General features: G+C 67.9%; 19 protein-coding genes. 14 read left to right on the forward strand and 5 right to left on the reverse strand.

The window, feature by feature from the left end; translation table 11 throughout:
• Window positions 1–113 precede the first annotated feature (113 nt).
• The 6 genes from WJ16_RS23170 (at window position 114) to WJ16_RS23195 (ending at window position 6,108) form a co-directional block, all read left to right on the forward strand.
• Entirely contained in the window at window positions 114–1,160 is a 1,047-nt protein-coding gene (locus WJ16_RS23170) for a helix-turn-helix domain-containing protein (RefSeq protein WP_069259405.1), read from the forward strand.
• Window positions 1,109–2,425, forward strand: coding sequence for an Nramp family divalent metal transporter (locus WJ16_RS23175; protein ID WP_069259406.1), 1,317 nt, complete (start codon window positions 1,109–1,111; stop codon window positions 2,423–2,425). The genes WJ16_RS23170 and WJ16_RS23175 overlap by 52 nt, the downstream gene beginning before the upstream one ends.
• A gap of 81 nt (window positions 2,426–2,506) precedes the next feature.
• Window positions 2,507–3,097 (forward strand): phosphatase PAP2 family protein, encoded by a 591-nt coding sequence (locus WJ16_RS23180; RefSeq protein WP_069259407.1) that lies wholly within the window; start codon window positions 2,507–2,509, stop codon window positions 3,095–3,097.
• A 442-nt stretch (window positions 3,098–3,539) separates the two neighbouring features.
• Window positions 3,540–4,328, forward strand: coding sequence for an SDR family oxidoreductase (locus tag WJ16_RS23185; RefSeq protein WP_069259408.1), 789 nt, complete (start codon window positions 3,540–3,542; stop codon window positions 4,326–4,328).
• A gap of 37 nt (window positions 4,329–4,365) precedes the next feature.
• A complete protein-coding gene (locus WJ16_RS23190; RefSeq protein ID WP_069259409.1) occupies window positions 4,366–5,382 on the forward strand; it encodes an NADP-dependent oxidoreductase in 1,017 nt (338 codons plus the stop codon).
• Window positions 5,383–5,589: 207 nt separating this feature from the next.
• The gene (locus tag WJ16_RS23195; RefSeq protein ID WP_069259410.1) at window positions 5,590–6,108 is read left to right on the forward strand and encodes a thioesterase; all 519 of its coding nucleotides are present in this window, start codon (window positions 5,590–5,592) and stop codon (window positions 6,106–6,108) included.
• A 41-nt stretch (window positions 6,109–6,149) separates the two neighbouring features.
• On the opposite strand, the gene WJ16_RS23200 is transcribed toward WJ16_RS23195, so the two are convergent.
• The 4 genes from WJ16_RS23200 to WJ16_RS23215 form a co-directional block, all read right to left on the reverse strand.
• Window positions 6,150–7,202 (reverse strand): AI-2E family transporter, encoded by a 1,053-nt coding sequence (locus WJ16_RS23200; RefSeq protein ID WP_069259411.1) that lies wholly within the window; start codon window positions 7,200–7,202, stop codon window positions 6,150–6,152.
• Window positions 7,203–7,438: 236 nt separating this feature from the next.
• A complete protein-coding gene (locus WJ16_RS23205) occupies window positions 7,439–8,023 on the reverse strand; it encodes a BPSL1445 family SYLF domain-containing lipoprotein (RefSeq protein ID WP_069259412.1) in 585 nt (194 codons plus the stop codon).
• A gap of 74 nt (window positions 8,024–8,097) precedes the next feature.
• Window positions 8,098–8,484 (reverse strand): ElaB/YgaM/YqjD family protein, encoded by a 387-nt coding sequence (locus WJ16_RS23210; protein ID WP_069259413.1) that lies wholly within the window; start codon window positions 8,482–8,484, stop codon window positions 8,098–8,100.
• Between the two features lie 284 nt (window positions 8,485–8,768).
• Entirely contained in the window at window positions 8,769–10,631 is a 1,863-nt protein-coding gene (locus tag WJ16_RS23215; RefSeq protein WP_069259414.1) for an ExeM/NucH family extracellular endonuclease, read from the reverse strand.
• Window positions 10,632–10,834: 203 nt separating this feature from the next.
• Between WJ16_RS23215 and WJ16_RS23220 the strand changes: the two genes are divergently transcribed.
• The 8 genes from WJ16_RS23220 (at window position 10,835) to WJ16_RS23255 (ending at window position 17,864) form a co-directional block, all read left to right on the forward strand.
• The gene (locus WJ16_RS23220) at window positions 10,835–11,188 is read left to right on the forward strand and encodes a YciI family protein (RefSeq protein ID WP_069259415.1); all 354 of its coding nucleotides are present in this window, start codon (window positions 10,835–10,837) and stop codon (window positions 11,186–11,188) included.
• 125 nt (window positions 11,189–11,313) lie between these two features.
• On the forward strand, window positions 11,314–11,733 hold the full coding sequence (locus WJ16_RS23225) for a YciI family protein (RefSeq protein WP_069259416.1): 420 nt from the start codon (window positions 11,314–11,316) through the stop codon (window positions 11,731–11,733).
• Window positions 11,734–11,771: 38 nt separating this feature from the next.
• Window positions 11,772–12,188 carry a VOC family protein gene (locus WJ16_RS23230; RefSeq protein ID WP_069259417.1) on the forward strand — a complete coding sequence of 139 codons (417 nt, stop codon included), beginning with the start codon at window positions 11,772–11,774 and terminating at the stop codon, window positions 12,186–12,188.
• On the forward strand, window positions 12,185–13,450 hold the full coding sequence (locus tag WJ16_RS23235) for an RNA polymerase sigma factor (protein ID WP_069259418.1): 1,266 nt from the start codon (window positions 12,185–12,187) through the stop codon (window positions 13,448–13,450). Before WJ16_RS23230 ends, WJ16_RS23235 begins: the two co-directional genes overlap by 4 nt.
• Window positions 13,451–13,683: 233 nt before the next feature.
• On the forward strand, window positions 13,684–14,106 hold the full coding sequence (locus WJ16_RS23240; RefSeq protein ID WP_069259419.1) for a rubrerythrin family protein: 423 nt from the start codon (window positions 13,684–13,686) through the stop codon (window positions 14,104–14,106).
• A gap of 117 nt (window positions 14,107–14,223) precedes the next feature.
• Complete coding sequence (locus tag WJ16_RS23245) at window positions 14,224–15,561, forward strand: heterodisulfide reductase-related iron-sulfur binding cluster (RefSeq protein WP_069259420.1); 1,338 nt, start codon at window positions 14,224–14,226, stop codon at window positions 15,559–15,561.
• A 31-nt stretch (window positions 15,562–15,592) separates the two neighbouring features.
• Window positions 15,593–16,174: a DUF3501 family protein gene (locus WJ16_RS23250; protein ID WP_069259421.1), complete on the forward strand. Its 582-nt coding sequence runs from the start codon at window positions 15,593–15,595 to the stop codon at window positions 16,172–16,174.
• 748 nt (window positions 16,175–16,922) lie between these two features.
• Window positions 16,923–17,864, forward strand: coding sequence for a transposase (locus tag WJ16_RS23255; RefSeq protein WP_069259422.1), 942 nt, complete (start codon window positions 16,923–16,925; stop codon window positions 17,862–17,864).
• A gap of 135 nt (window positions 17,865–17,999) precedes the next feature.
• Here WJ16_RS23255 and WJ16_RS23260 read toward each other — a convergent pair whose 3' ends face one another.
• A complete protein-coding gene (locus WJ16_RS23260) occupies window positions 18,000–19,526 on the reverse strand; it encodes a mannose-1-phosphate guanylyltransferase/mannose-6-phosphate isomerase (RefSeq protein WP_069259423.1) in 1,527 nt (508 codons plus the stop codon).
• Window positions 19,527–19,916: the final 390 nt, after the last annotated feature.

Genomic DNA, 19,916 nt, shown 5'->3' on the forward strand with positions numbered 1-19,916 from the left:
AATATAAGCCTGACAGTTCGACGGTAATAGAGAAGTCGAACAAGTCGGGGGCTTGGCCAGTGAATGCAGCAGATCAAAGGTGGGTCGTCATCTATTTGAGTACGGGGTTTTCGTTGGCACAGGCCGCGCGTCTCGGCGAGGCTTTCAATCTGGCGAATCGCCTGCACGCATACGGTGCGGATTATCAGCTGAAGTACGTTTCCGAAAGCGGGGGACTGGTGCAGTCGTCGTCCGGCGTGAGCATCGCGGCCGATCCGCTCGGCGACGAGCACGGCCGCCGCGCGCTTGCGTTCTTCCATCTTCACGGCGATCGCGCGGCCGTCAATTTGGATGACGCATTGCGGCGGCGTCTCATCGACGTTCGTCGTCATGCGCGCTGGATCGTCGACGGAATGGATCTGCCCGCGCTTGCCGCGATGCAGCGTCCGTCGGCGGCGAGCGACGGGCGATCCGGCCGCCGGGCCGCCACGACGGTCGAACGGCAGGCCGGTGAAACCGACGTGTTCGCCGCCGTGTTCGACATGTTCCGCGCCGATCTCGGCGACAGCGCCGCGCAGGAGATCGCCAGCAACATGATGCGGCCGGTCGAGCACCGCTATACGCAGTCGATGTGGGCCTTTCGCGAGCTGAGCGCGAGCCCGTCGATCCGGATGTCGGCGCAGCGGCTGCGCGCGCAGAGCGTGAACCGCATCTCGATCGCGAGCGCCGCACAGGCCGCCGCGATGAGCGAGCGCAATTTCCTGCGGCGCTTCAAGAAGGAGATCGGCGTGACGCCGACCGAGTTCGTCCAGCACGTGCGGATCGAGCGCGCCTGTCACATGCTGGTCCACACGACGCTGCCGGCCGACAAGGTCGCGCGCCGCACCGGGTTCGGCAGCGGCGAGCGGCTCGCGAAGCTGTTTCGCCAGCGCATGCTGATGTCGCCGACCGAATTTCGCGTCACCGAGCGCGAACGGATCCTCGCTCACGGCGCCACGCCGCCCGATGCGAACGGCGGCGTTCGCGCCGATGCCGGCGCGCATCGCGCCGCGCTCGCCGCCGCCGCGCCGGAGCAAACCGCACGGATACCCGTAGAATCGACCTGTCGCGATTTCGATTCCCGGTTTCCATGCCCTTCCTCCCCACTACCGCCACCGCCCCTTTCTGCCCGTCGGAAGTAAAGGGCAGCATCACGATCGATGCGGGCGCGCCGCGCTGGCAGAAGCTCAAGCGCTTCTTCGGCCCCGGCCTGCTGGTCGCGATCGGCTACATGGACCCCGGCAACTGGGCGACCGACATCCAGGCCGGCTCGCAGTTCGGTTATTCGCTGCTGTGGGTCGTCGCGTTCTCGAGCCTGGCGGCGATCTTCCTGCAGATGCTCGCGGCACGGCTCGGGCTCGTCGCGGGCAAGGATCTCGCGCAGGCCAGCTACGACCGCTACGGCCGGTTCGGCCGCATCGTGCAGTGGGTGACCGCCGAGGTGTCGATCGTCGCGTGCGACATCGCGGAAGTGCTCGGCTGCGCGCTCGCATTCAAGCTGCTGCTCGGCGTGCCGCTCGCATGGGGTGTCGTGCTCACCGCGCTCGACACGGTGATCGTGCTCGGCCTGCAGGGCAAGGGGTTCCGGCAGATCGAGGCGATCGTGCTCGGGCTGATCGCGACGATGGCATTCTGCTTCGTCGCGCAGGTGGCGATCACGCCGCCCGACTGGCACGCGGTGGTCGGCGGGCTCGTGCCCGGCGATCCGGGCCACGACCGCAAGGACGCGATCGTGCTCGCGCTCGGCATCGTCGGCGCGACGATCATGCCGCACAACCTGTATCTGCATTCGTCGGTCGTGCAGACGCGGCGGGTGGTCGGCGGTGCGCGCGGCATGATCCGCGACACGCTTGCGCTGGTGCGCATCGACACCTGCGTGTCGCTGTTCGTCGCGATGCTCGTCAACGCGGCGATCCTGGTCGTCGCGGGGGCGGCGTTCCATGCGACCGGTCAGCACAACGTGACCGACATCGAGCAGGCCTACCGGCTGATCACGCCGATCGCGGGCGGCGCGGCCGCGCTGCTGTTCGGCATCGCGCTGCTCGCGTCGGGGCAGAGCTCGACGCTCACCGGCACGATCGCCGGCCAGGTGATCATGGACGGCTTCCTGCATGCGAAGATCCCGTGCTACCAGCGCCGGCTGATCACGCGCGGGCTCGCGCTCGTGCCGGCACTGATCGGCGTGCTGTGGCTCGGCGACGGCTCGGTCGGGCAACTGCTCGTGTGGAGCCAGGTGCTGCTGAGCCTGCAGCTGCCGTTCGCGATGTGGCCGCTGATCCGTTCGGTCAGCGATCGCAACACGATGGGCGAGCACACGATCGGGCGCGGGATGCAGGTTGCCGCTTGGGCGCTGTTCGCCGTCATCACCGGCACGAACCTGCTGCTGATTACCGGTGTCGCGGGCTGATACAGCCTGTCACAGGCTGACACAGTCGGGCGGCGCGCATGCGGTAAACTGCGGTCTTTCGATCGTCGTCCGAAGTCCGTTATGTGGAGTGAAATCAGCAACATCGGCGATGCCGCGCTGACCTTGCCGATCGCGCTGACGTGCGCGGTATGGCTCGCGCTGACCGACTGGCGCCTGGCCGTCCGCTGGGGCGTGCTGCTCGCCGCGGGGATGGGCGTCGTCGGCGCCACCAAGATCCTCTATGCCGGCTGCGGCATCGAGTTGCCGCAATTCGATTTCCGCATGATCAGCGGCCATACGATGCTGTCGACGTCCGTGTGGACCGTCGCGCTGTCGATGCTGTGGCAGGCGTTCCGGGCCGGCAAGGCGCCCGGCATCGCGGCCGGGCTGGCCGTCGGCGCGGTCACGGCCGTCGCGCGCGTGTTCGACCATTCGCACAGCGTGCCGGAAGTGATCGCCGGCTGGATGCTCGGCGCGCTCGTCGCGCTGCTGTTCCTGCGCGGCTACGACGGCACGCGCCAGCGGGCATTCTCGCCGCGCGTCGGGGCCGTCTGCCTGTTGCTCGTGTCGGGCATCGCGTACGGGCATCGTGCACCGTTCCAGCAGATGATCGATACCCATTCGCCTCAGCTCTGCGCGTTCGTGCGCGCGCCGTCGGGCGCCGGGTTCTGACGCGCCCCGGCGCCGCTTTCCTGCCGCCGGCATTCGTCCGGCGGTGGCTCGATTCCCCGCCGTTCAGCCCCCCGATTCCCGATTCATGATCGCGTTGCCGCCTGCGCGCAACGCAGCCCACCGGCCCTCGCCGCAGCGACGAACGGCCCCGTTCAGGGCCGCGTGCCGGTGCGCGCAGGTCATGATCCCTGTCTATGACTGGGCATAACGATTATTCATTTCATCGATCGGCGGCATTCGCGTACGCTGGCTGTCGTTCAACGGGCGCGGGCAGCCCGGCGCCGGCTGGTGCGCGTCGCGTTCAGGTCGATATACTCGCGGAAACCGTGCGGCGCGTCGTGATGCCGACGCGCAGTCGAGCGGCCCGCGTCGGCCGGAACCGGCACGGCAAACCCGTCGCGGTAGCGTTTCGCGACGACGATTCATGACAGGAGCAGGCCACATGACAGTCGTTTCTCCGCGCCTTGCCGGCAAGTGCGCATACATCACGGGCGCCGCGGGCGGCCTCGGCCGCGCGATCGCGCGCCGGATGGTCGAGCAGGGCGCGCGCGTGTTCGTGACCGACATCGCCGACGCGGCGGTGCTCGACGCGTTCGCGCAGGAGCTCAACGCGGGCCACGCGACGCCGGTCGCGTTCGCCGCGACGCAGGACGTGCGCGACGAGGCGCGCTGGCAGGCGCTGCTCGCGCAGGCCGTCGATGCGATGGGCGGGCTGTCGGTGCTCGTCAACAATGCGGGCGTGGGCTCGATCGGCTCGCCCGCGCAGATCGAGCTGAACGAATGGCGGCGCGTGATGGCGATCAACGTCGAGAGCATCGTGCTCGGCTGCAAGCATGCGCTGTCGTATCTGGCCGAAAGCCATCCCGCATCGATCATCAACATCTCGTCGGTGGCCGCGTTCAAGGTTGAGCCGGATTTCACCGCGTACAACGCGTCGAAGGCGGCGGTCGCGTCGCTGACGAAGTCGGTCGCGATCGATTGCGCGCGTCGCGAGATCGACGTGCGCTGCAACTCGATTCACCCGGCGTTCATCCGCACCGGGATCGTCGAGCCGCTGTTCCAGTCGCTCGGCGAACGCGACGCGACGCGCAAGCTCGCGCGCGGCATTCCGCTGCGCCGGCTCGGCGAGCCGGACGACGTCGCGCATGCAGCCGTGTATCTCGCGTCCGACGAGAGCCGCTTCGTGACCGCCGCCGAACTCGTGATCGACGGCGGCATGTGCGCGGTGTGACGCGCATCCCGAACCACAACGACCGGAGGAGACCCTCGTGTCCACACCCGTGAACCGCCAACTGCTGCTGAAGACGCGCCCGGAAGGGCGGGTCGGCCGCGAACACTTTTCGCTCGTCGAGACGCCGGTGCCGGCGCTCGCGGACGGCGAGGTGCTCGTGCGCGTGCTGTATCTGTCGATGGACCCGACCAACCGCGTGTGGATGAGCGACGTGCCGCAGTACCTGCCGCCCGTCGCGATCGGCGAGGTGATGCGCGCGCTCGGCATCGGGCGCGTGGTGGCGTCGCGTCATGCGGGCTTCGCCGACGGCGATCTCGTGCAGGGGCTCGTCGGCTGGCAGGATTACGCGGTCGTGCCGGCCGACCAGGCCGCGCAGCTCGTGAAGCTGCCCGCGCAGTCGGGCCTGCCGCTGCCGACGCTGCTCGGTGCGTGCGGGATGAGCGGGCTGACCGCGTACTACGGGCTGACCGACATCGCGCCGGTGCAGCCGGGCGAGACGCTCGTGGTATCGGCGGCGGCCGGCTCGGTCGGCTCGATCGCCGGACAGATCGGCAAGATCCACGGCGCGCGCGTGGTCGGCATCGCGGGCGGCGCGGACAAGTGCCGCTACCTGACCGAAACGCTCGGCTTCGACGCGGCCGTCGACTACAAGACGGACGATTTCCGTCAGCAACTGAAGGCGGCGACGCCGGACGGCGTGCACGTGAACTTCGAGAACGTCGGCGGCGAAGTGATGCGCGCGGTGCTGTCGCGGATGGTGATCGGCGGGCGTGTCGCGCTGTGCGGCGTGATCTCGAACTACAACAGCGGGCGCGCGGCGGACGACGTCGGCGTGCTGATCTCGAAGCGGCTGACGATGCGCGGCTTCCTGATCCTCGATTACCGCAAGAGCCGCGAAGCCGTGCAGGTGCTGTCCGGCTGGCTGCGCGACGGACGGCTCAAGGCCGAGGAGACGGTGGCCGACGGCCTCGAGAATGCGCCCGACGTGCTGAATCGCCTGTTCGACGGCGACCATCGCGGCAAGCTCGTGCTGCGCGTCGATCCGGACGCGTGACCGGTTCGCGGCGCAGCGTGCGATGCCGTTCGTGCGCTGCCGCGAGAGCGTGTCGAATGCGCTGCGTTCGGTCAATCGGGCGCTAGTTTAGGACTTGTCCCATATATTGTCCGGACGTCTCTCCCTAAAGTGATGGCCAGCAGACAGGCGGCGTGACCGATGCGTCACGCCGCTTTTTTTCTGGTCATGTGGCGAGGGAGAAGAAACATGCGAAACGGCGTGAAGCGGGCGGCATCGGTGGCGATGCGCAATCGAACGGTGCGGCGCGCCGGTATCGTGCGGAGGATGGCGATCGGGCTCGGCGTGGCGTTGTCGATGTCGCATGCGGTGGCGGCGGCCGGGCACGCGGCGCCGGGCGGGATCGTGCGATTCACCGGCGCGCTCGTCGATCTCTACGATGTGACGCTCGATGCGGGACCGGGTGGGGTGGTCGAAGACGGCGCGGCGGCAGGCACCGGCGCGGTGGCAACGCTGCGATTCGATGCGCACGGCCGGCGCTTGCCGGGCGCCGACGTGACGCTGGTCACGCCTGACGGTGCGCGGTTCGCAGCCGATGCCGGATCGGGCATGCGCGCAACGTGGCGCGATGCACTTGCCGATCGAGGCGTGCCGCTGGTATCGGGCCGCGCGTGGCGCGTGGGCCCGTACGGCGGCGTGATGACGCTGGCGGCGGACGAAGAAACGGGCGCCGTGGCGCCCGTGCTGATCCGCATTCGTCATCCGTGACGGCGGGTGCCGCCGGTGCGCGGCACGCGCCGTGCGGCATGTCATTCGCCCTGTTCGGCGCGTGCGTAGATGTCCCAGCTCGCCATGAACAGCGCGGCGACGAGCGGCCCGATCACGAAGCCGGTGATGCCGAACAGCGCCATCCCGCCGAGCGTCGAGATCAGCACGACCCAGTCGGGCATCTTCGTGTCCTTGCCGACGAGGATCGGGCGCAGCAGGTTGTCGACGAGGCCGATCACGCCGACGCAGAACGCGACGAGGATCACGCATTTCCACACCGCGCCGATCATCAGGAAGTAGAGCGCGGCCGGCACCCACACGAGGCTCGCGCCGATCGCGGGCAGCAGCGACAGGAACGCCATCAGCGCGCCCCACAGCACGACGCCCTCGATGCCGAGGATCCAGAAGATCAGGCCGCCGAGCGCGCCCTGCACGAGCGCGACCGCGATGTTGCCCTTCACCGTCGCGCGCACGACCGTCGTGAACTTTGCGAGCAGCAGGTGCTTGTGCTCGTCGTCGAGCGGCAGCGCGCGACGCACGCGGCGGCCGATCTCGCCGCCGTCGCGCAGCAGGAAGAACACCAGATACAGCATCACGCCGAAGCTCACGACGAACTGGAACGTGTTCTGGCCGATGCTGAGCGCCTGCGTGGCCGCGAGCTGGCTGATCTGCGCGGCGCCGTCGGTCAGCTTCTTCTGGATGCCGGGGAGGTTGCTCAGCCCGTATTTCTGCAGCAGGTGCTGGATCGACGACGGCAGCGCGTGGATGACGTCCTGGAAGTACTGCGAATAGTTCGGCTGCGCGGTCTTGATTTCCTGGTACACGTACGCGATTTCCTGGACGAGCGTCCCGGCGACGAACACGAGCGGCAGGATCACGATCAGCACGATTAGCGACAGCGTCACGAGCGCGGCCAGGTTGCGCCGCTTGCCGAAGCGCGCGGCGAGCCAGCGCTGCACCGGCTGGAACAGGATCGCGAGAATGGTCCCCCAGAACACGGCGCCGGAAAACGGCGCGAGGATCCAGCAGAGTCCGACGGTGACCGCGGCCAGCAGGAAGTAGAAGAATTTTTGGTGGTCGTGTCCGCTATCCATGGATGACATTCGGGCAGATTGATGCGTGGTTTGATTGAATCTCGTGGCCTCGTGCGCGATTGGTTTGCGATCGTCACGGGTTCGCGGCGCAATGCGCCGCGGGGCGGCTCGAACCGGAGTATGCCCGCAAAGGCGCCGCCATCATAGCGGCGGCGCGCGGCGCATACGAAAACGCCGCGGCCGGGGCCGCGGCGCTGCCGGGAAGCAAACGCGGCACAACGCCGCGTGCCGCATCGTCAGATATGGAGCTTCGTGACCTTGGTGCCGTTCACCGACAGGTCGCCCATCAGGCCCGCGTTGGTCAGGACCAGCACCTCGACCGGTGCGGTGGCCGTGGTCGTATCGACCGCGCCGTTCGCGCCGACCTTCACGACCGCGACCGATGCGTCGGCGCCCGCGGACCAGCCTTCGGACCTGCGGAACGAGTCGAGCGCATCCTGCGTCATGAACAGGAACACGATCGCCTTCGACTGGGCGCCGGCCTGCAGGCCGACCGACAGCGACGACGTGTTGTAGTAGCCGACCGTGCTGCCGCCGACGCGCAGCGCGCCGTTGCCGGACTGGCCGCCGACGATGAAGCCGGCCTGCAGCACGTTCGGGAACACGAGCACGCCGCGCGATTTCGCGACGAGCTCACGCGAACCCGGCACCGTCGAATAGAGGCGCGACAGCGTCGCGTTGACGCTGGCGTCGATCGATTCGCGTTTCGACGCGCTGGCTGCCGCGTTGTCCGGTTTATCCGGCGTGGTCGTGCAGCCTGCGAGCGCGAGGCTGCCGAGCAGGACCGCGGCGGCGGCTTTCATGGCAAAGGTCTTCTGCATGGCGTTTCTCCTTCGTTGTCTGATTGAGGGCGGACTGAAGACGAACGGGGCGGGCGGCGGGGAGCCGGCTCCGTTCAACGGCGGGCAAGGAGCAGGCCCGCAACGAACGCGAGGCCGGCCACGACGCCGGCGGTTTGCCACGGGTTGTCCTGCACCACCTGCGACACGCGTTCGGCCGATTCGCGCAGCCGGGCGGCCGCGCTGCCCGACGCATGGTCGAGCGCACTGCGCGCTTCGTCGAGCCTCGACTGCACGCGCTTGCGCAGCGCGGCAATATCGCCGTCGCCGTCGTTTTTCAGAAGATCTTCGAGTTCGTCGACCAGCCCGCGCAGATCGTCGCTGACGTCCGCATGCAGGTCGCGGGCCGCCGAGCGCGTCGTGCGTCCCACGCGCCGGCCCGTGCGACGAATGTCGGACAGGCCGCGGTCCAGCTTGTGTTCGATCGAGTCGGTGAGCGCCATGGTGTTTATCCTCCTTCGATTCAAGGCTAATTTGAAGATAAGACGAATCCCAGCAACCAGTGTGATTCATTTGGCCCGATTGAGTTTCGAGACAAATTTTCAATTCGTCGGCAGGATTGCCGCAAAGCCCCGCCACACGGGGCGGCGCGGCGGTTGAAAAAAATTCGCATTCGCGGCGAAGCGGCGTATCGGGCAGTGCTACGCGGTGAAGGCACGGTAAATATGGGGCGCCGGGGTCGCCAGGTAAATAGTGCCGTTGCAGGTCGTGTGCTGATGCAATTGCACTAGTCCACCCCTGTTCGAGGAGCAGGGTTCGTGCCCGGAACGGCCAACGTGCCGGCATCGCCAAGCGCGACGTCGATCACGACGGGATCGTGATCCGACGAGCGGTACGCGTCGGGTGCGTAATAAGACGCCCGTTGCGCGGCCGTTTTGTAATCGGGCACCGGTTGCAGCGCGACCGGCTCGTCGGCATTGATGTGCCAGACGTGGGCGGCCTTCACGCGCGCGGCGAGCGCCGGCGTGGCGAGTGCGTGGTCGAGGCTGCCCGCTTCGCCGCGATATACGTAGCTGTACGCAGCATCGCCGACGAAGCGGGGCACCAGGTTCGTGTAGCCGCGCGATTCGAGCGCGCGGACCGGATCTTCCTTCGCGTAGCTGTTCAGGTCGCCGATCAGCAGCACGCCATCGGCGGCGACGCCTGTCGGCGACGTGGCGAGCCAGTCGGCCACCCGCGTGGCGGCGCGTGTGCGCGCCGCGTTCCAGCAACCCTGGCCGTCCGACTGGTCGCGATCGGCGCCGGTCGCGTTCGGGCAGTTCTTCGATTTCAGGTGATTGACCGCGACCGTAAAGGTGCGCGTGCCGCCGATGCGCCGGAATGTCTGCGCGAGCGGCGGGCGGTGCCGGCCGCCGAGCGCGAGGCTCGCCGCGCGCCCGGCCGGCTCGACCGTGCGGCTGTCGTAAAGCAGCGCGACCGCGATCGCATCGCGGCCGAGCCGCGCGGTGCCGGGATCGACCGCGCGCCAGCCGTCGCCGAGCTGCGCGGCGAGACGCCGCACGGCGCTGGTCTCGCCGTGGCCGTTGTTCGCGATTTCCATCAGCCCGATCACGTCGGCACGCAGCGCGCGCAACGCCGCGACGATCTTCGCCTCCTGCCGGGCGAACACGGCGGGCGTTTTCGCGCCGCGGTTGGCCGGGGCGTCGAATCCGCCGCCATGCCCGTCGCCGTTGAAATAGTTGAATACGTTGAACGACGCGACACGGAGGTCGGCGTCGGGATGCCGGGCCGGCGCACCGGTACGCGGGTTCGCGGCGGCATCGAACACCGGCGCCGCGCCGGCAACCGGTTGCAGCCGCCACGCGCCGTAGCGCAGTTCGAGCACGCCTTCGACGCCGCGCACCGTATAGCCCGCGCGCAGCGTGTTGGCGGCGCTCAGCGCGGGCGGCGGATAGCGCACGGTCGCGGGATCGCGGCGGTTCGAGCCGTCGTCGAGCACGATGCGGTTGCGTACGTTGGCTGCCGCGAGCGCGGCGGCCTCGGCCGGCGCTGCGACCTGGGTCGGGATGCGCAGCCGGCCGTTGCTCAGGACGACGCTGCCGTAGCGGCCGAGGTCGTGGGTATCGCTGACCGTCAGCGTTTGCGGCAGGCGCACGCGCATCGCCTCGTGGGCGGCCAGCACGGCGTGCGCGGCGACCGGCAGCGTGAGCGTTGCCGGCGTGACCGTCTTCCCGCGTGCGCAGACGGTCACACCGCCCGACAGCGTGAATTGCGTCCGGCCGTATCGCTCGTCGATGCGGCCCGTCAGATGCACGAGATCGCCGGCCTTTGCGCGCGCGTTCGGCGCGTACACGAACACGCCTTCCGGAACGCCCGGCCGATGCCGTCGCTGCGCGTCGGCCTGCTGGACGAAGAAGCCGCCGAGGCCGTCGGCACCGTCGAACGCGGCGGTGACCACCGCTTCGATCGACGTCGTTTGCCCGGCCAGCGGCGACGGGCCGGCGGCGCTGCGCAGGTCGGCAATCGGCGTGGTTGCGCCGCCGCAGCCGGCGCTGAGCGGCGGCATGGCCGCGGCCGGCCGGGCGACGAGGGCGGCGAGGACGGAGAGGGCAATGAACGGTGCGGCGAGCGGCAGAAGCAGGCGTGACATGGGGCGGTCCAGTGGAAGACAATCCGACGGTTCGGGAGCGCATCTTGACGGCAAAATGCCGGGAAGCGGCCGAAATGGCCATCCGGCCAGTGCCGATCGGCCGACGATGCAGGCCATGCGGCGGCTGCTACGCTTCGGCATCGGTCGACGCACCCCGATCGCGCGGCGAGAACTGCCGCGCCCCGATCTCACAGGAGAACTCCATGTCTTACATGCTGTTGATTGTCGAGCCGACCGACCAGCGCGCCGGGCGCACGCTCGACGAAGGTCAGGCGCTGTATGCGCGGATGGTCGATTTCGCCGAGTCGCTGAAGGCGCGCGGCGTGCTGCGCGGCGTCGAGTCGCTGGAGCGCTCGGAGCGCGGCACGCGCGTGCAGGTGCGCGACGGCGAGACGCGCCTGCTCGACGGCCCGTTCGCGGAAGCGAAGGAGATGGTCGGCGGTTTCTTTCTCGTCGACGTCGACACGCGCGAGGAGGCGATCGAGATCGCGCGCCAGTGCCCGGCCGCGCAGTGGTGCACGGTCGAGGTCCGCGCGGTCGGCCCGTGCTTCCTGTGAATGCCGCGACTCGGTATTTACCCTGATTTGTCGCTGAATGTGTCGATTGGGCCATCTTCCGGCCGTCGTCCGGATAGGGCGCCGATGAACGGGCGCCGCCTTCCATCGACGACAAGGAGCAAACGATGCGATTCATGATCATGATCCGGGCGAACGCCGTCAGCGAGTCCGATGCGTTGCCGGACAACCGGCTGGTCGAGGCCATGACCGTCTATCACGAGGAACTGGCCAAAGCCGGCGTGCTGCTCGACGCGAACGGGCTGCGGCCGAGCGCGCGCGGCTGGCGCGTGCGTTACACGGGCGGCAAGGGCACGGTGATCGACGGCCCGTTCGCCGAAACGAAGGAACTGATCGCCGGCTATACGCTGATCCAGGTGCGTTCGCGCGACGAAGCGCTCGAATGGACGCGCCGGTTCCCCGCGCCGTTCGGCGCCGAGATGGATTGCGAGATCGAGGTGCGGCCGCTGTTCGAGCTCGACGACCTCACGCCGAGCGATGCAGTCGAGCGGTTCCGCGAGCTTCACGTCGGCCGTACCGGCGCCTGAATCCCCACCCGAATCCGGTTTCACAGGGAGCACCCGTCATGCACAAGATGGTCTTCATCAACCTGCCCGTGGCCGACCTGCCGCGCTCGAAGGCGTTCTACCAGGCGCTCGGCTTCGAAGTCGTGCCGGCCTACACCAACGACCAGGCCGCCTGCATCAAGATCGGCGACACGATTTTCGCGATGTTGCTTGTGCGGCCGTTTTTCCAGACCTTCACCGGCAAGACCATCGTCGATCCGGCGACGCAGGTGCAGGCGCTGTCGTGCCTGTCGTGCGAAAGCCGCGCCGAGGTCGACGCGATCGTCGCGAAGGCGCTGGCGGCCGGCGGGTCGGCGCCGCAGCCGCCGCGCGAATACCCGAACATGTACGGCCACGGGTTCGACGATCCGGACGGCCATGCATGGGAGCTGATGGCCATGCCGCTGGATGCGGCCGCCGAGGGGCACGCGCCGTGACGCGTGAGGCCACTCACCGTGCGATCGAAGCGGTCTGGCGGATCGAGGCGCCCAAGATCATCGCGCGCGCCGCGCGCGTGGTGCGCGACGTCGGCGTGGCCGAGGAACTGGCGCAGGACACGCTCGTCGCGGCGCTCGAGCATTGGCCGGTCGACGGCGTGCCCGACAACCCGGCCGCGTGGCTGATGACGGCCGTGAAGCGCCGCGCACTCGACCGGGTCCGGCAGGAATCGCTTCACGCAGCGAAGCGCGACCAGCTCGGCCACGAGATGGACGCGCTCGAAGCGCATGTCGTCCCCGACATCGCGGACGCGATCGCCGATGCGAACGACGACATCGGCGACGATCTGCTGCGGCTGATCTTTACGTCGTGCCACCCGGTGCTGTCGACCGATGCGCGCGTCGCGCTGACGCTGCGGCTGCTCGGCGGGCTGACGACGGGCGAGATCGCGCGCGCGTTCCTGACACCCGAGCCGACGATCGCGCAGCGGATCGTGCGCGCCAAGCGCACGCTCGCGGCGGCGCACGTGCCGTTCGAGGTGCCGGCTGCCGATGCGCGGCCCGCGCGGCTCGCGTCGGTGCTCGAAGTGATCTATCTGGTGTTCAACGAAGGCTATGCGGCGACCTCCGGCGACGACTGGACGCGCCCGGCGCTGTGCGACGAGGCGCTGCGGCTCGGCCGTGTGCTGGCCAGCCTCGCGCCGGACGAGAGCGAGGTGCTCGGGCTCGTCGCGCTGATGGAACTGCAGGCGTCGCGCATGCATGCGCGTACCGACGCGCAGGGCCGGCCCGTGCTGCTGCTCGATCAGGACCGCAGCCGCTGGGATCCGCTGCTGATCCGGCGCGGCCTCGCGGCGCTCGAACGCGCGACGAAGCTCGGCGGCGTACGCGGGCCGTATGCGCTGCAGGCCGCGCTGGCTGCCTGTCACGCGCGGGCACGGCGTGCGTCGGATACCGACTGGGCGCAGATCGTCGCGTTGTATGACGCGCTCGCCGAGGTCGCGCCGTCGCCCGTCGTCGAGCTGAATCGCGCGGTGGCCGTCGGAATGGCGTTCGGGCCGGCCGCGGCGCTCGAACTCGTCGACGTGCTGCGCGACGATCCCGCGCTGGCGCGCTATCACTGGCTGCCGAGCGTGCGCGGCGACCTGCTGGCGAAGCTGGGCCGCGCCGACGAGGCCAAGGCCGAATTCCGCCGTGCGGCGGAGCTCACGCGCAACGAGCGCGAACGCGAACTGTTGCTCAGGAGGGCGACGGATGCGTGACGCGTTCCGCGCGTAGCGGGCAACCGTAGCGGCAGTCGGCAGCCGCTACCGGCACCCAGCAGCCGAAGCCCCCCGCACTATCGCCCGGATTGAAAAAGCCTATTGGGGGATGCGAACGCCAGCGCCTAGATTGAAGAGCACGATGCGCGCGCCCCGACACACGCATCGTTCCCCACATCTCTGAATCGGCCCCGGCTTCGCACGCGGCCGCGCCGACTCGAACGGAGGCGCAAATGGCTCAACTCAAGGGCAGCAAAACCGAAGAGAACCTGAAGGCCGCATTCGCGGGTGAATCGCAGGCGAACCGGCGTTATCTGTATTTCGCTTCGAAGGCCGACGTCGAAGGCCAGAACGACGTCGCCGCGCTGTTCCGCTCCACCGCCGAAGGCGAAACCGGCCATGCGCACGGCCATCTCGAATACCTGGAAACCGTCGGCGATCCGGCGACGGGCTTGCCGTTCGGTTCGTCGCGGCTGAATCTCGAAGCAGCGATCGCCGGCGAAACGCACGAATACACCGACATGTATCCGGGCATGGCGAAGACGGCGCGCGACGAGGGTTTCGACGAAATCGCGAACTGGTTCGAGACGCTCGCGAAGGCCGAACGCAGCCACGCGAACCGCTATACGAAAGCGCTGGACAGTCTCGTCGACTGACGGGCCGCAGCGGGCCGCACGGCAGGCCGTGCGACCGGCAAGCGGCCGGCCGTTCGTTCATCGCTGCCCGCGTCGTGCGGGCGGCGCCGGCGCGCATGCGCCACGCTGGAGCGCGCCATGCCCCACAAGGAAGGCAGTCTCGAAGCCCCGACCCGGCATCCGCTCGACTGGCAGTCCGATGCGTTCTACGACCAGGCCGCGATCGATGCGGAAATGACGCGCGTGTTCGACATCTGCGCCGGATGCCGGCGCTGCGTGTCGCTGTGCGGCGCGTTTCCGACGCTGTTCGATCTGGTCGACGACACGCCGATGGGCGATATCGAGGAAGTGCCGAAGGCAGCGTTCGGCAAGGTCGTCGACCAGTGCTACCTGTGCGACCTCTGCTACATGACGAAATGCCCATACGTGCCGCCGCACGCATGGAACGTCGACTTCCCCCACCTGATGCTGCGCGGCAAGGCCGCGCGCTACCGGCGCGGCGAAGCGACGCTGCGCGACAAGGTGCTGTCGAACACCGACGCGCTCGGCCACTTCGCCGGCATCCCGGTCGTCACGCAGGCGGTGAACGCGGTGAACCGTACGCCGCCCGCGCGACATGCGCTCGAAGCGACGCTCGGCGTCGATCGCCACGCGTGGCTGCCGGAATTCGCGCCGCGCAAGTTCCGCCGCGCGGCGAAGCCCTCGGACGGCCCGCCCGTGCGCGACGGCGAACGCACGCCCGGCAAGGTCGCGATCTACGCGACGTGCTACGTGAATTTCAACGAGCCGGGTATCGGCCACGACCTGCTCGCGATCCTCGCGCACAACGACATCCCGTACGAGCTCGTCGCGCGCGAAGCGTGCTGCGGGATGCCGCTGCTCGAACAGGGCAATCTCGCCGGCGTGGCCGCGAAGAAGGACGTGAACCTGCCGGTGCTCGAACGCTATGCGCGCGAAGGCTATGCGCTGATCGGCGCGATCCCGAGCTGCGTGCTGATGTACAAGAGCGAGCTGCCGCTGATGTTTCCCGGCGACGACGCGGTGCGCGCGGTGGCCGACGCATTCTGGGACCCGTTCGAATACGTGATCGCGCGGCATCGCGACGGACTGCTGAAGACCGATTTCAAGACGGGCCTCGGCACCGTGTCGTATCACGTGCCGTGCCACGCGCGCGTGCAGAACATCGGCCGCAAGACGGCCGACGCGCTGTCGCTCGTGCCCGATACGCGCGTGAACGTCGTCGAGCGCTGCTCGGGGCATGCGGGCACGTTCGGCGTGAAGAAGGAATTTCATGCGGACGCGATGCGGATCGGCGGGCCCGTGTTCAAGGCGATGGCCGAGCCGCAGCCGGATTTCGTGTCGTCGGATTGCGCGCTGGCCGGCCATCACATCGTGCAGGGCATCGACGACAACGGGCTGCCGTCCGCGCCGCTCGCCCATCCGCTCACGCTGCTGCGTCGCGCGTACGGCATCTGAGCCGCCGCCGGCCGACCCACGAGGATCTCCCATGGCGCTGACCCGCGACTCCCTGCTGACGCTCGAAGCGTACGCGAAGATCCGCAAGGCCGAACACGCGCGGCTCGTCGCGTACAAGCGCCGGCGCGCGGTGGCGCTCGGCAACCACCTGCGCTTCCTGTTCGAGGACGAGACGACGATCCGCTATCAGATCCAGGAGATGCTGCACATCGAGAAGATCTTCGACGAGGCGGGCATCGAAGGGGAGCTGGAAGCGTATCTGCCGCTCGTGCCCGACGGCACGAACCTGAAGGCGACGATGCAGATCGAGTACGAGCACGAGATCGAACGGCGCGCGGCGCTCGCGCGGCTGATCGGTATCGAGGATCGCGTGTACCTGCAGGTCGACGGGCACGCGAACGTCTATGCGATCGCCGACGAGGATCTCGAACGCGACAACGCCGACAAGACGTCGGCCGTGCACTTCGTGCGCTTCGAACTCGCCGCGCCGATGCGCGCGGCGCTCAAGGGCGGCGCGGCGCTGTCGATCGGCTGCGATCACCCGGCCTATACGATGCCCGCGCAGCGCGTGGACGCGGACGTAACCGCGTCGCTGGCCGGCGATCTGCGCTGACCCGTCCGCCGCGCATCGCGCACGCCGCCGCGCGCCGTCCTCCATTTTTTTCGTTCCGACCGGAAACGGGATATCGCCCCCCGCCGCCCCCCGCGATGCGGCGCGGGCGCTCGCCCGCCGGCCGCGAAGATGTAACAGACGTCACGAGTTTGCGCGTGACGACAAATGTGCATCGGGCGTCATCGAGCTTTCATCACTCGCAGAGAAACAATAAAAAGATTGTGCACGGAGATAATTAAAATCGGCGAGATTCGAATGATTTACCGATTCGTGAATATCTTGTTACCGTTTTTTCCCTGATTTACCGATGTCGGGAAGCAATCCGCGGGATTGTTGCCGACGAGGGTCGGAGCAGCCCGGAAATGCCCATGGGCGGGTCTTCTGAACCCGCCTCAAAGCCCCGCCGGACGGGCCTTTGCAGCGGTGGGCATAAAGATCGCGCAAAAAAATTCAAGCGTAAATACATTACCCGCCCATGGCAGGTTGTTTCAGTGCGTAACATTAAGTCATTGTCATATTGAGATAAACCCTAGGGATGGTATGCTTCGTGCACAAAAATTCCCACATTGGAGTGAGACCGTGATTTGTGCGCCATTGCCGGGAATGGCGGCACCGTGAAAGTGCGGTGTCGCGCCGGCATGCACAACACCGGATAACCATAATGTGCAACCTGGCCGCCCGGCGACGCGAAGCGTCGCGACGGCGCCGCCAATCGCAGCCCCGGCCTGGCTGCGTGGAGAGATCTACTATGTTCTTCGATGAGCTTAACGATGAAGAGTGGTTTCGTCTTTCACCGCTGATCGCCGATGAACCCATCCGGCTGAACCGTCGCGGGCGGCCACGAGCCGAACCGCGCGTCGTCGCCAATGCGGTGCTCTGGATCCTGACGACCGGTGAAGCCTGGTCGAAGCTGCCCGGGCGCTATCCGTCCGGGCCGACGTGCCGTCGCCGCTACGAGGAGTGGCTCGCGTCCGGCACGCTGCTTCAGATGATCGACGTGCTGACCCAGTTCAGCGGGCGCACGTTCGCGTATATCCCGCCGCCGCCGGTGCCGGCCGTGCCCGCCCGTCGCGCCGAGCCGGAGCCCGACAACGACCGCCTGCGCGGCGTGTTCTGGCAGAACCCCGAGTCGTGGCAATTGCCGGTCGCGCACGCAAACGTTTGGGGTGGCGAGGGCGCATCGCAGACGGTCATGCCGGACGACGCGCGCGCGAGCGACGCCGATGCGTCGTTCGTCGTGCCCGGTGCGCGCTCGATGGGGTTGCGTCATGCGCATGGGTCGTCGGCGAGCTTCGCCGCGGCCGAGCCGCAGGTCGACGAGTATCGCGGCTATACGATCTGCGGGATCGCGCAGCCCGTGCAGAACCTGATGTATCGCGCGTGGGCCGAGATTTCGCAGGACGACCGGCGCGTCGAGCGCTCGGGCCTCATCGGCCCGCGTTTCACCGATGCCGAGGAAGCCGAGCAGTTCGCGCTCGACTGGGCGCGCCAGTGGATCGATCGCCATGGCGCGAGCGACGAACCGGTGCGCGCGCCGCAAGGCGAGGCGCTGGCCGGCCTGTCTGCGCTCGCGCGTGCGGAGTCGGACATCAAGCGCTTCATCGCCGAACGTCACGCGAGCACGCTGTCCGAAAGCCGCAACGATCCGGTGCAGCCGGAGCGGCGCGAATACGCGTACCGCGTGGGCTGATCGTCGTACCGCCGGCCCGCGCGGGCCGTTGTGTGCCACGACACCCGCGCCGAAACTCCGCCGTACCTTCCGTCTCCCCATGCCCGCATCGCCCGGGGCGCCAAGATTGCAGCGGCGCCCCGGGCGTACGCGTCGTCACTGGCGACCGTAGGTATCGTCGAAGCGGACGATGTCGTCTTCGCCGAGATACGCGCCCGACTGCACCTCGATCAGTTCGAGCGGCATCTTGCCCGGGTTCTCCAGCCGATGCGACACGCCGAGCGGGATGTACGTCGATTCGTTTTCGGACAGCAGGAACGTTTCGTCGCCGCGTGTGATGCGCGCGGTGCCGCGCACGACGATCCAGTGTTCGGCGCGGTGGTGGTGCATCTGCAGCGACAGCCGCGCGCCCGGTTTCACGACGATGCGTTTCACCTGGAAGCGTTCGCCCATGTCGACCGAATCGTAGTGGCCCCACGGGCGATGCACCTTGCGGTGATCGGCGGCTTCCGCGCCGCGTTGCGCCTTGATGCGCCCGACGATCTTCTTCACGTCCTGCACGCGCGACTTGTCCGCGACGAGCACGGCGTCCGGGGTTTCGACGACGACGAGGTTCTGCGTGCCGACGCACGCGACGAGCCGGCTTTCCGAATGGGCGAACGTCGATTCCGCGCCTTCGAGCAGCACGTGGCCGCGGCCGACGTTCCCGGCTTCGTCCTTCGGCGAGATCTGCCAGATCGCGTCCCACGAGCCGACGTCCGACCAGCCCGCGTCGAGCGGCACGACGACGCTCTCGCACAGTTGCGGCTGGCTCGCGAGCGGCTCCATCACCGCGTAGTCGATCGAGTTCGACGGCGACGCGGAGAAGGCGTCGCGATCGACGCGGAAGAAATCGCCGTCGGCCTTGCCCTGGGCGACCGCCTGTTCGCAGGCCGCGAGGATCGCGGGTTCGAGCTGGCGGATCGCGTTCAGCCACACCGACGCGCGCACGATGAAGATGCCGCTGTTCCACCAGTATTCGCCCGATGCGACGTACTGCCGGGCGAGTTCGAGGTGCGGCTTCTCGACGAAACGGTCGAGGCGGCGCACGTCGAGGCTGCCGGTCGCGGCGTCGCCGAGCGGCGCGCCGACGCGGATGTAGCCGTAGCCGGTTTCCGCGCGCGTGGGCACGATGCCCATCGTCGCGATCTTGCCTTGCATCGCGCAGTGCACGCCGGCCGCGACGGCTGCGTGAAAGCGCGGCAGGTCGGCGACTGCGTGGTCGGCCGGCATCACGGTCATCACCGCATCGTTGCCGTCGGCGACGAGCCGCAGCGCGGCGAGCGTCAGCGCGGGCGCGGTGTCGCGGCCGGTCGGCTCGAGCATGATCGAGGCGGACTTGCCGGTGAGGCGCAGCTGTTCGGCGGTCGTGAAGCGGTGATCCTCGCCGCATACGATCAGCACGTCGTCGTTCAGCGGATGGTCGGCCGTCAGGCCGTCGAGGCGCAGCGCGGTCGACTGCAGCAACGAATGGTCGCCGAGCAGGCCGATCAGTTGCTTCGGAAAGCGTTCGCGCGACATCGGCCACAGGCGCGTGCCGGAACCGCCGGCAAGAATCACCGGTTGCACGGCGACGCGCGTGCCGGCGACGGGGGCGGCGGAAGAAGAATGGCGCGTTTCGGCAGCCACGGCCGGAGCATTCATGATGACACTCTCCACGGTTGAAGTCGGTGCCTGTGTTTGTAGCATGAAGTAAATCGACAATAAAACCGGGCCGATTGCCGAATATTCGCCGGGCATTCATCGGGAAGAATTTTCCGCGTCGTCATCCGATGCAAATAAAAAAATAAAAAATAAATCGGTGAATCGGCTGGTCTTGACCGCCGGCAAAGGGCGCACGGAAAGCGTAAAGCTGCCGAAAAATTGCCGGTTTCAACCCGTTTCGGGAAAACCTGCCGATTTAATTCAAAAACTTCGCGGCAAGAATTTCCGATTATTTTTCGAAATACTTGTGCGCTTGAGGAGGAATTTTCTTGTCGCTTCAATAGCGTCATGCAACGTTTGAATCGAATGCGCGGCACGGGTCGCACAAGG

This window comes from Burkholderia metallica, assembly GCF_001718555.1.
Lineage (GTDB): Bacteria > Pseudomonadota > Gammaproteobacteria > Burkholderiales > Burkholderiaceae > Burkholderia > Burkholderia metallica.

Bases quoted from the DNA above. Each gene is read 5' to 3' on its own strand.
- WJ16_RS23175 (WP_069259406.1), top strand. From the start codon at position 1,109: ATGCCCTTCCTCCCCACTACCGCCACCGCCCCTTTCTGCCCGTCGGAA.
- WJ16_RS23180 (WP_069259407.1), top strand. From the start codon at position 2,507: ATGTGGAGTGAAATCAGCAACATCGGCGATGCCGCGCTGACCTTGCCG.
- WJ16_RS23185 (WP_069259408.1), top strand. From the start codon at position 3,540: ATGACAGTCGTTTCTCCGCGCCTTGCCGGCAAGTGCGCATACATCACG.
- WJ16_RS23195 (WP_069259410.1), top strand. From the start codon at position 5,590: ATGCGAAACGGCGTGAAGCGGGCGGCATCGGTGGCGATGCGCAATCGA.
- WJ16_RS23200 (WP_069259411.1), bottom strand. From the start codon at position 7,202: ATGGATAGCGGACACGACCACCAAAAATTCTTCTACTTCCTGCTGGCC.
- WJ16_RS23205 (WP_069259412.1), bottom strand. From the start codon at position 8,023: ATGCAGAAGACCTTTGCCATGAAAGCCGCCGCCGCGGTCCTGCTCGGC.
- WJ16_RS23210 (WP_069259413.1), bottom strand. From the start codon at position 8,484: ATGGCGCTCACCGACTCGATCGAACACAAGCTGGACCGCGGCCTGTCC.
- WJ16_RS23215 (WP_069259414.1), bottom strand. From the start codon at position 10,631: ATGTCACGCCTGCTTCTGCCGCTCGCCGCACCGTTCATTGCCCTCTCC.
- WJ16_RS23220 (WP_069259415.1), top strand. From the start codon at position 10,835: ATGTCTTACATGCTGTTGATTGTCGAGCCGACCGACCAGCGCGCCGGG.
- WJ16_RS23225 (WP_069259416.1), top strand. From the start codon at position 11,314: ATGCGATTCATGATCATGATCCGGGCGAACGCCGTCAGCGAGTCCGAT.
- WJ16_RS23230 (WP_069259417.1), top strand. From the start codon at position 11,772: ATGCACAAGATGGTCTTCATCAACCTGCCCGTGGCCGACCTGCCGCGC.
- WJ16_RS23240 (WP_069259419.1), top strand. From the start codon at position 13,684: ATGGCTCAACTCAAGGGCAGCAAAACCGAAGAGAACCTGAAGGCCGCA.
- WJ16_RS23245 (WP_069259420.1), top strand. From the start codon at position 14,224: ATGCCCCACAAGGAAGGCAGTCTCGAAGCCCCGACCCGGCATCCGCTC.
- WJ16_RS23250 (WP_069259421.1), top strand. From the start codon at position 15,593: ATGGCGCTGACCCGCGACTCCCTGCTGACGCTCGAAGCGTACGCGAAG.
- WJ16_RS23255 (WP_069259422.1), top strand. From the start codon at position 16,923: ATGTTCTTCGATGAGCTTAACGATGAAGAGTGGTTTCGTCTTTCACCG.
- WJ16_RS23260 (WP_069259423.1), bottom strand. From the start codon at position 19,526: ATGAATGCTCCGGCCGTGGCTGCCGAAACGCGCCATTCTTCTTCCGCC.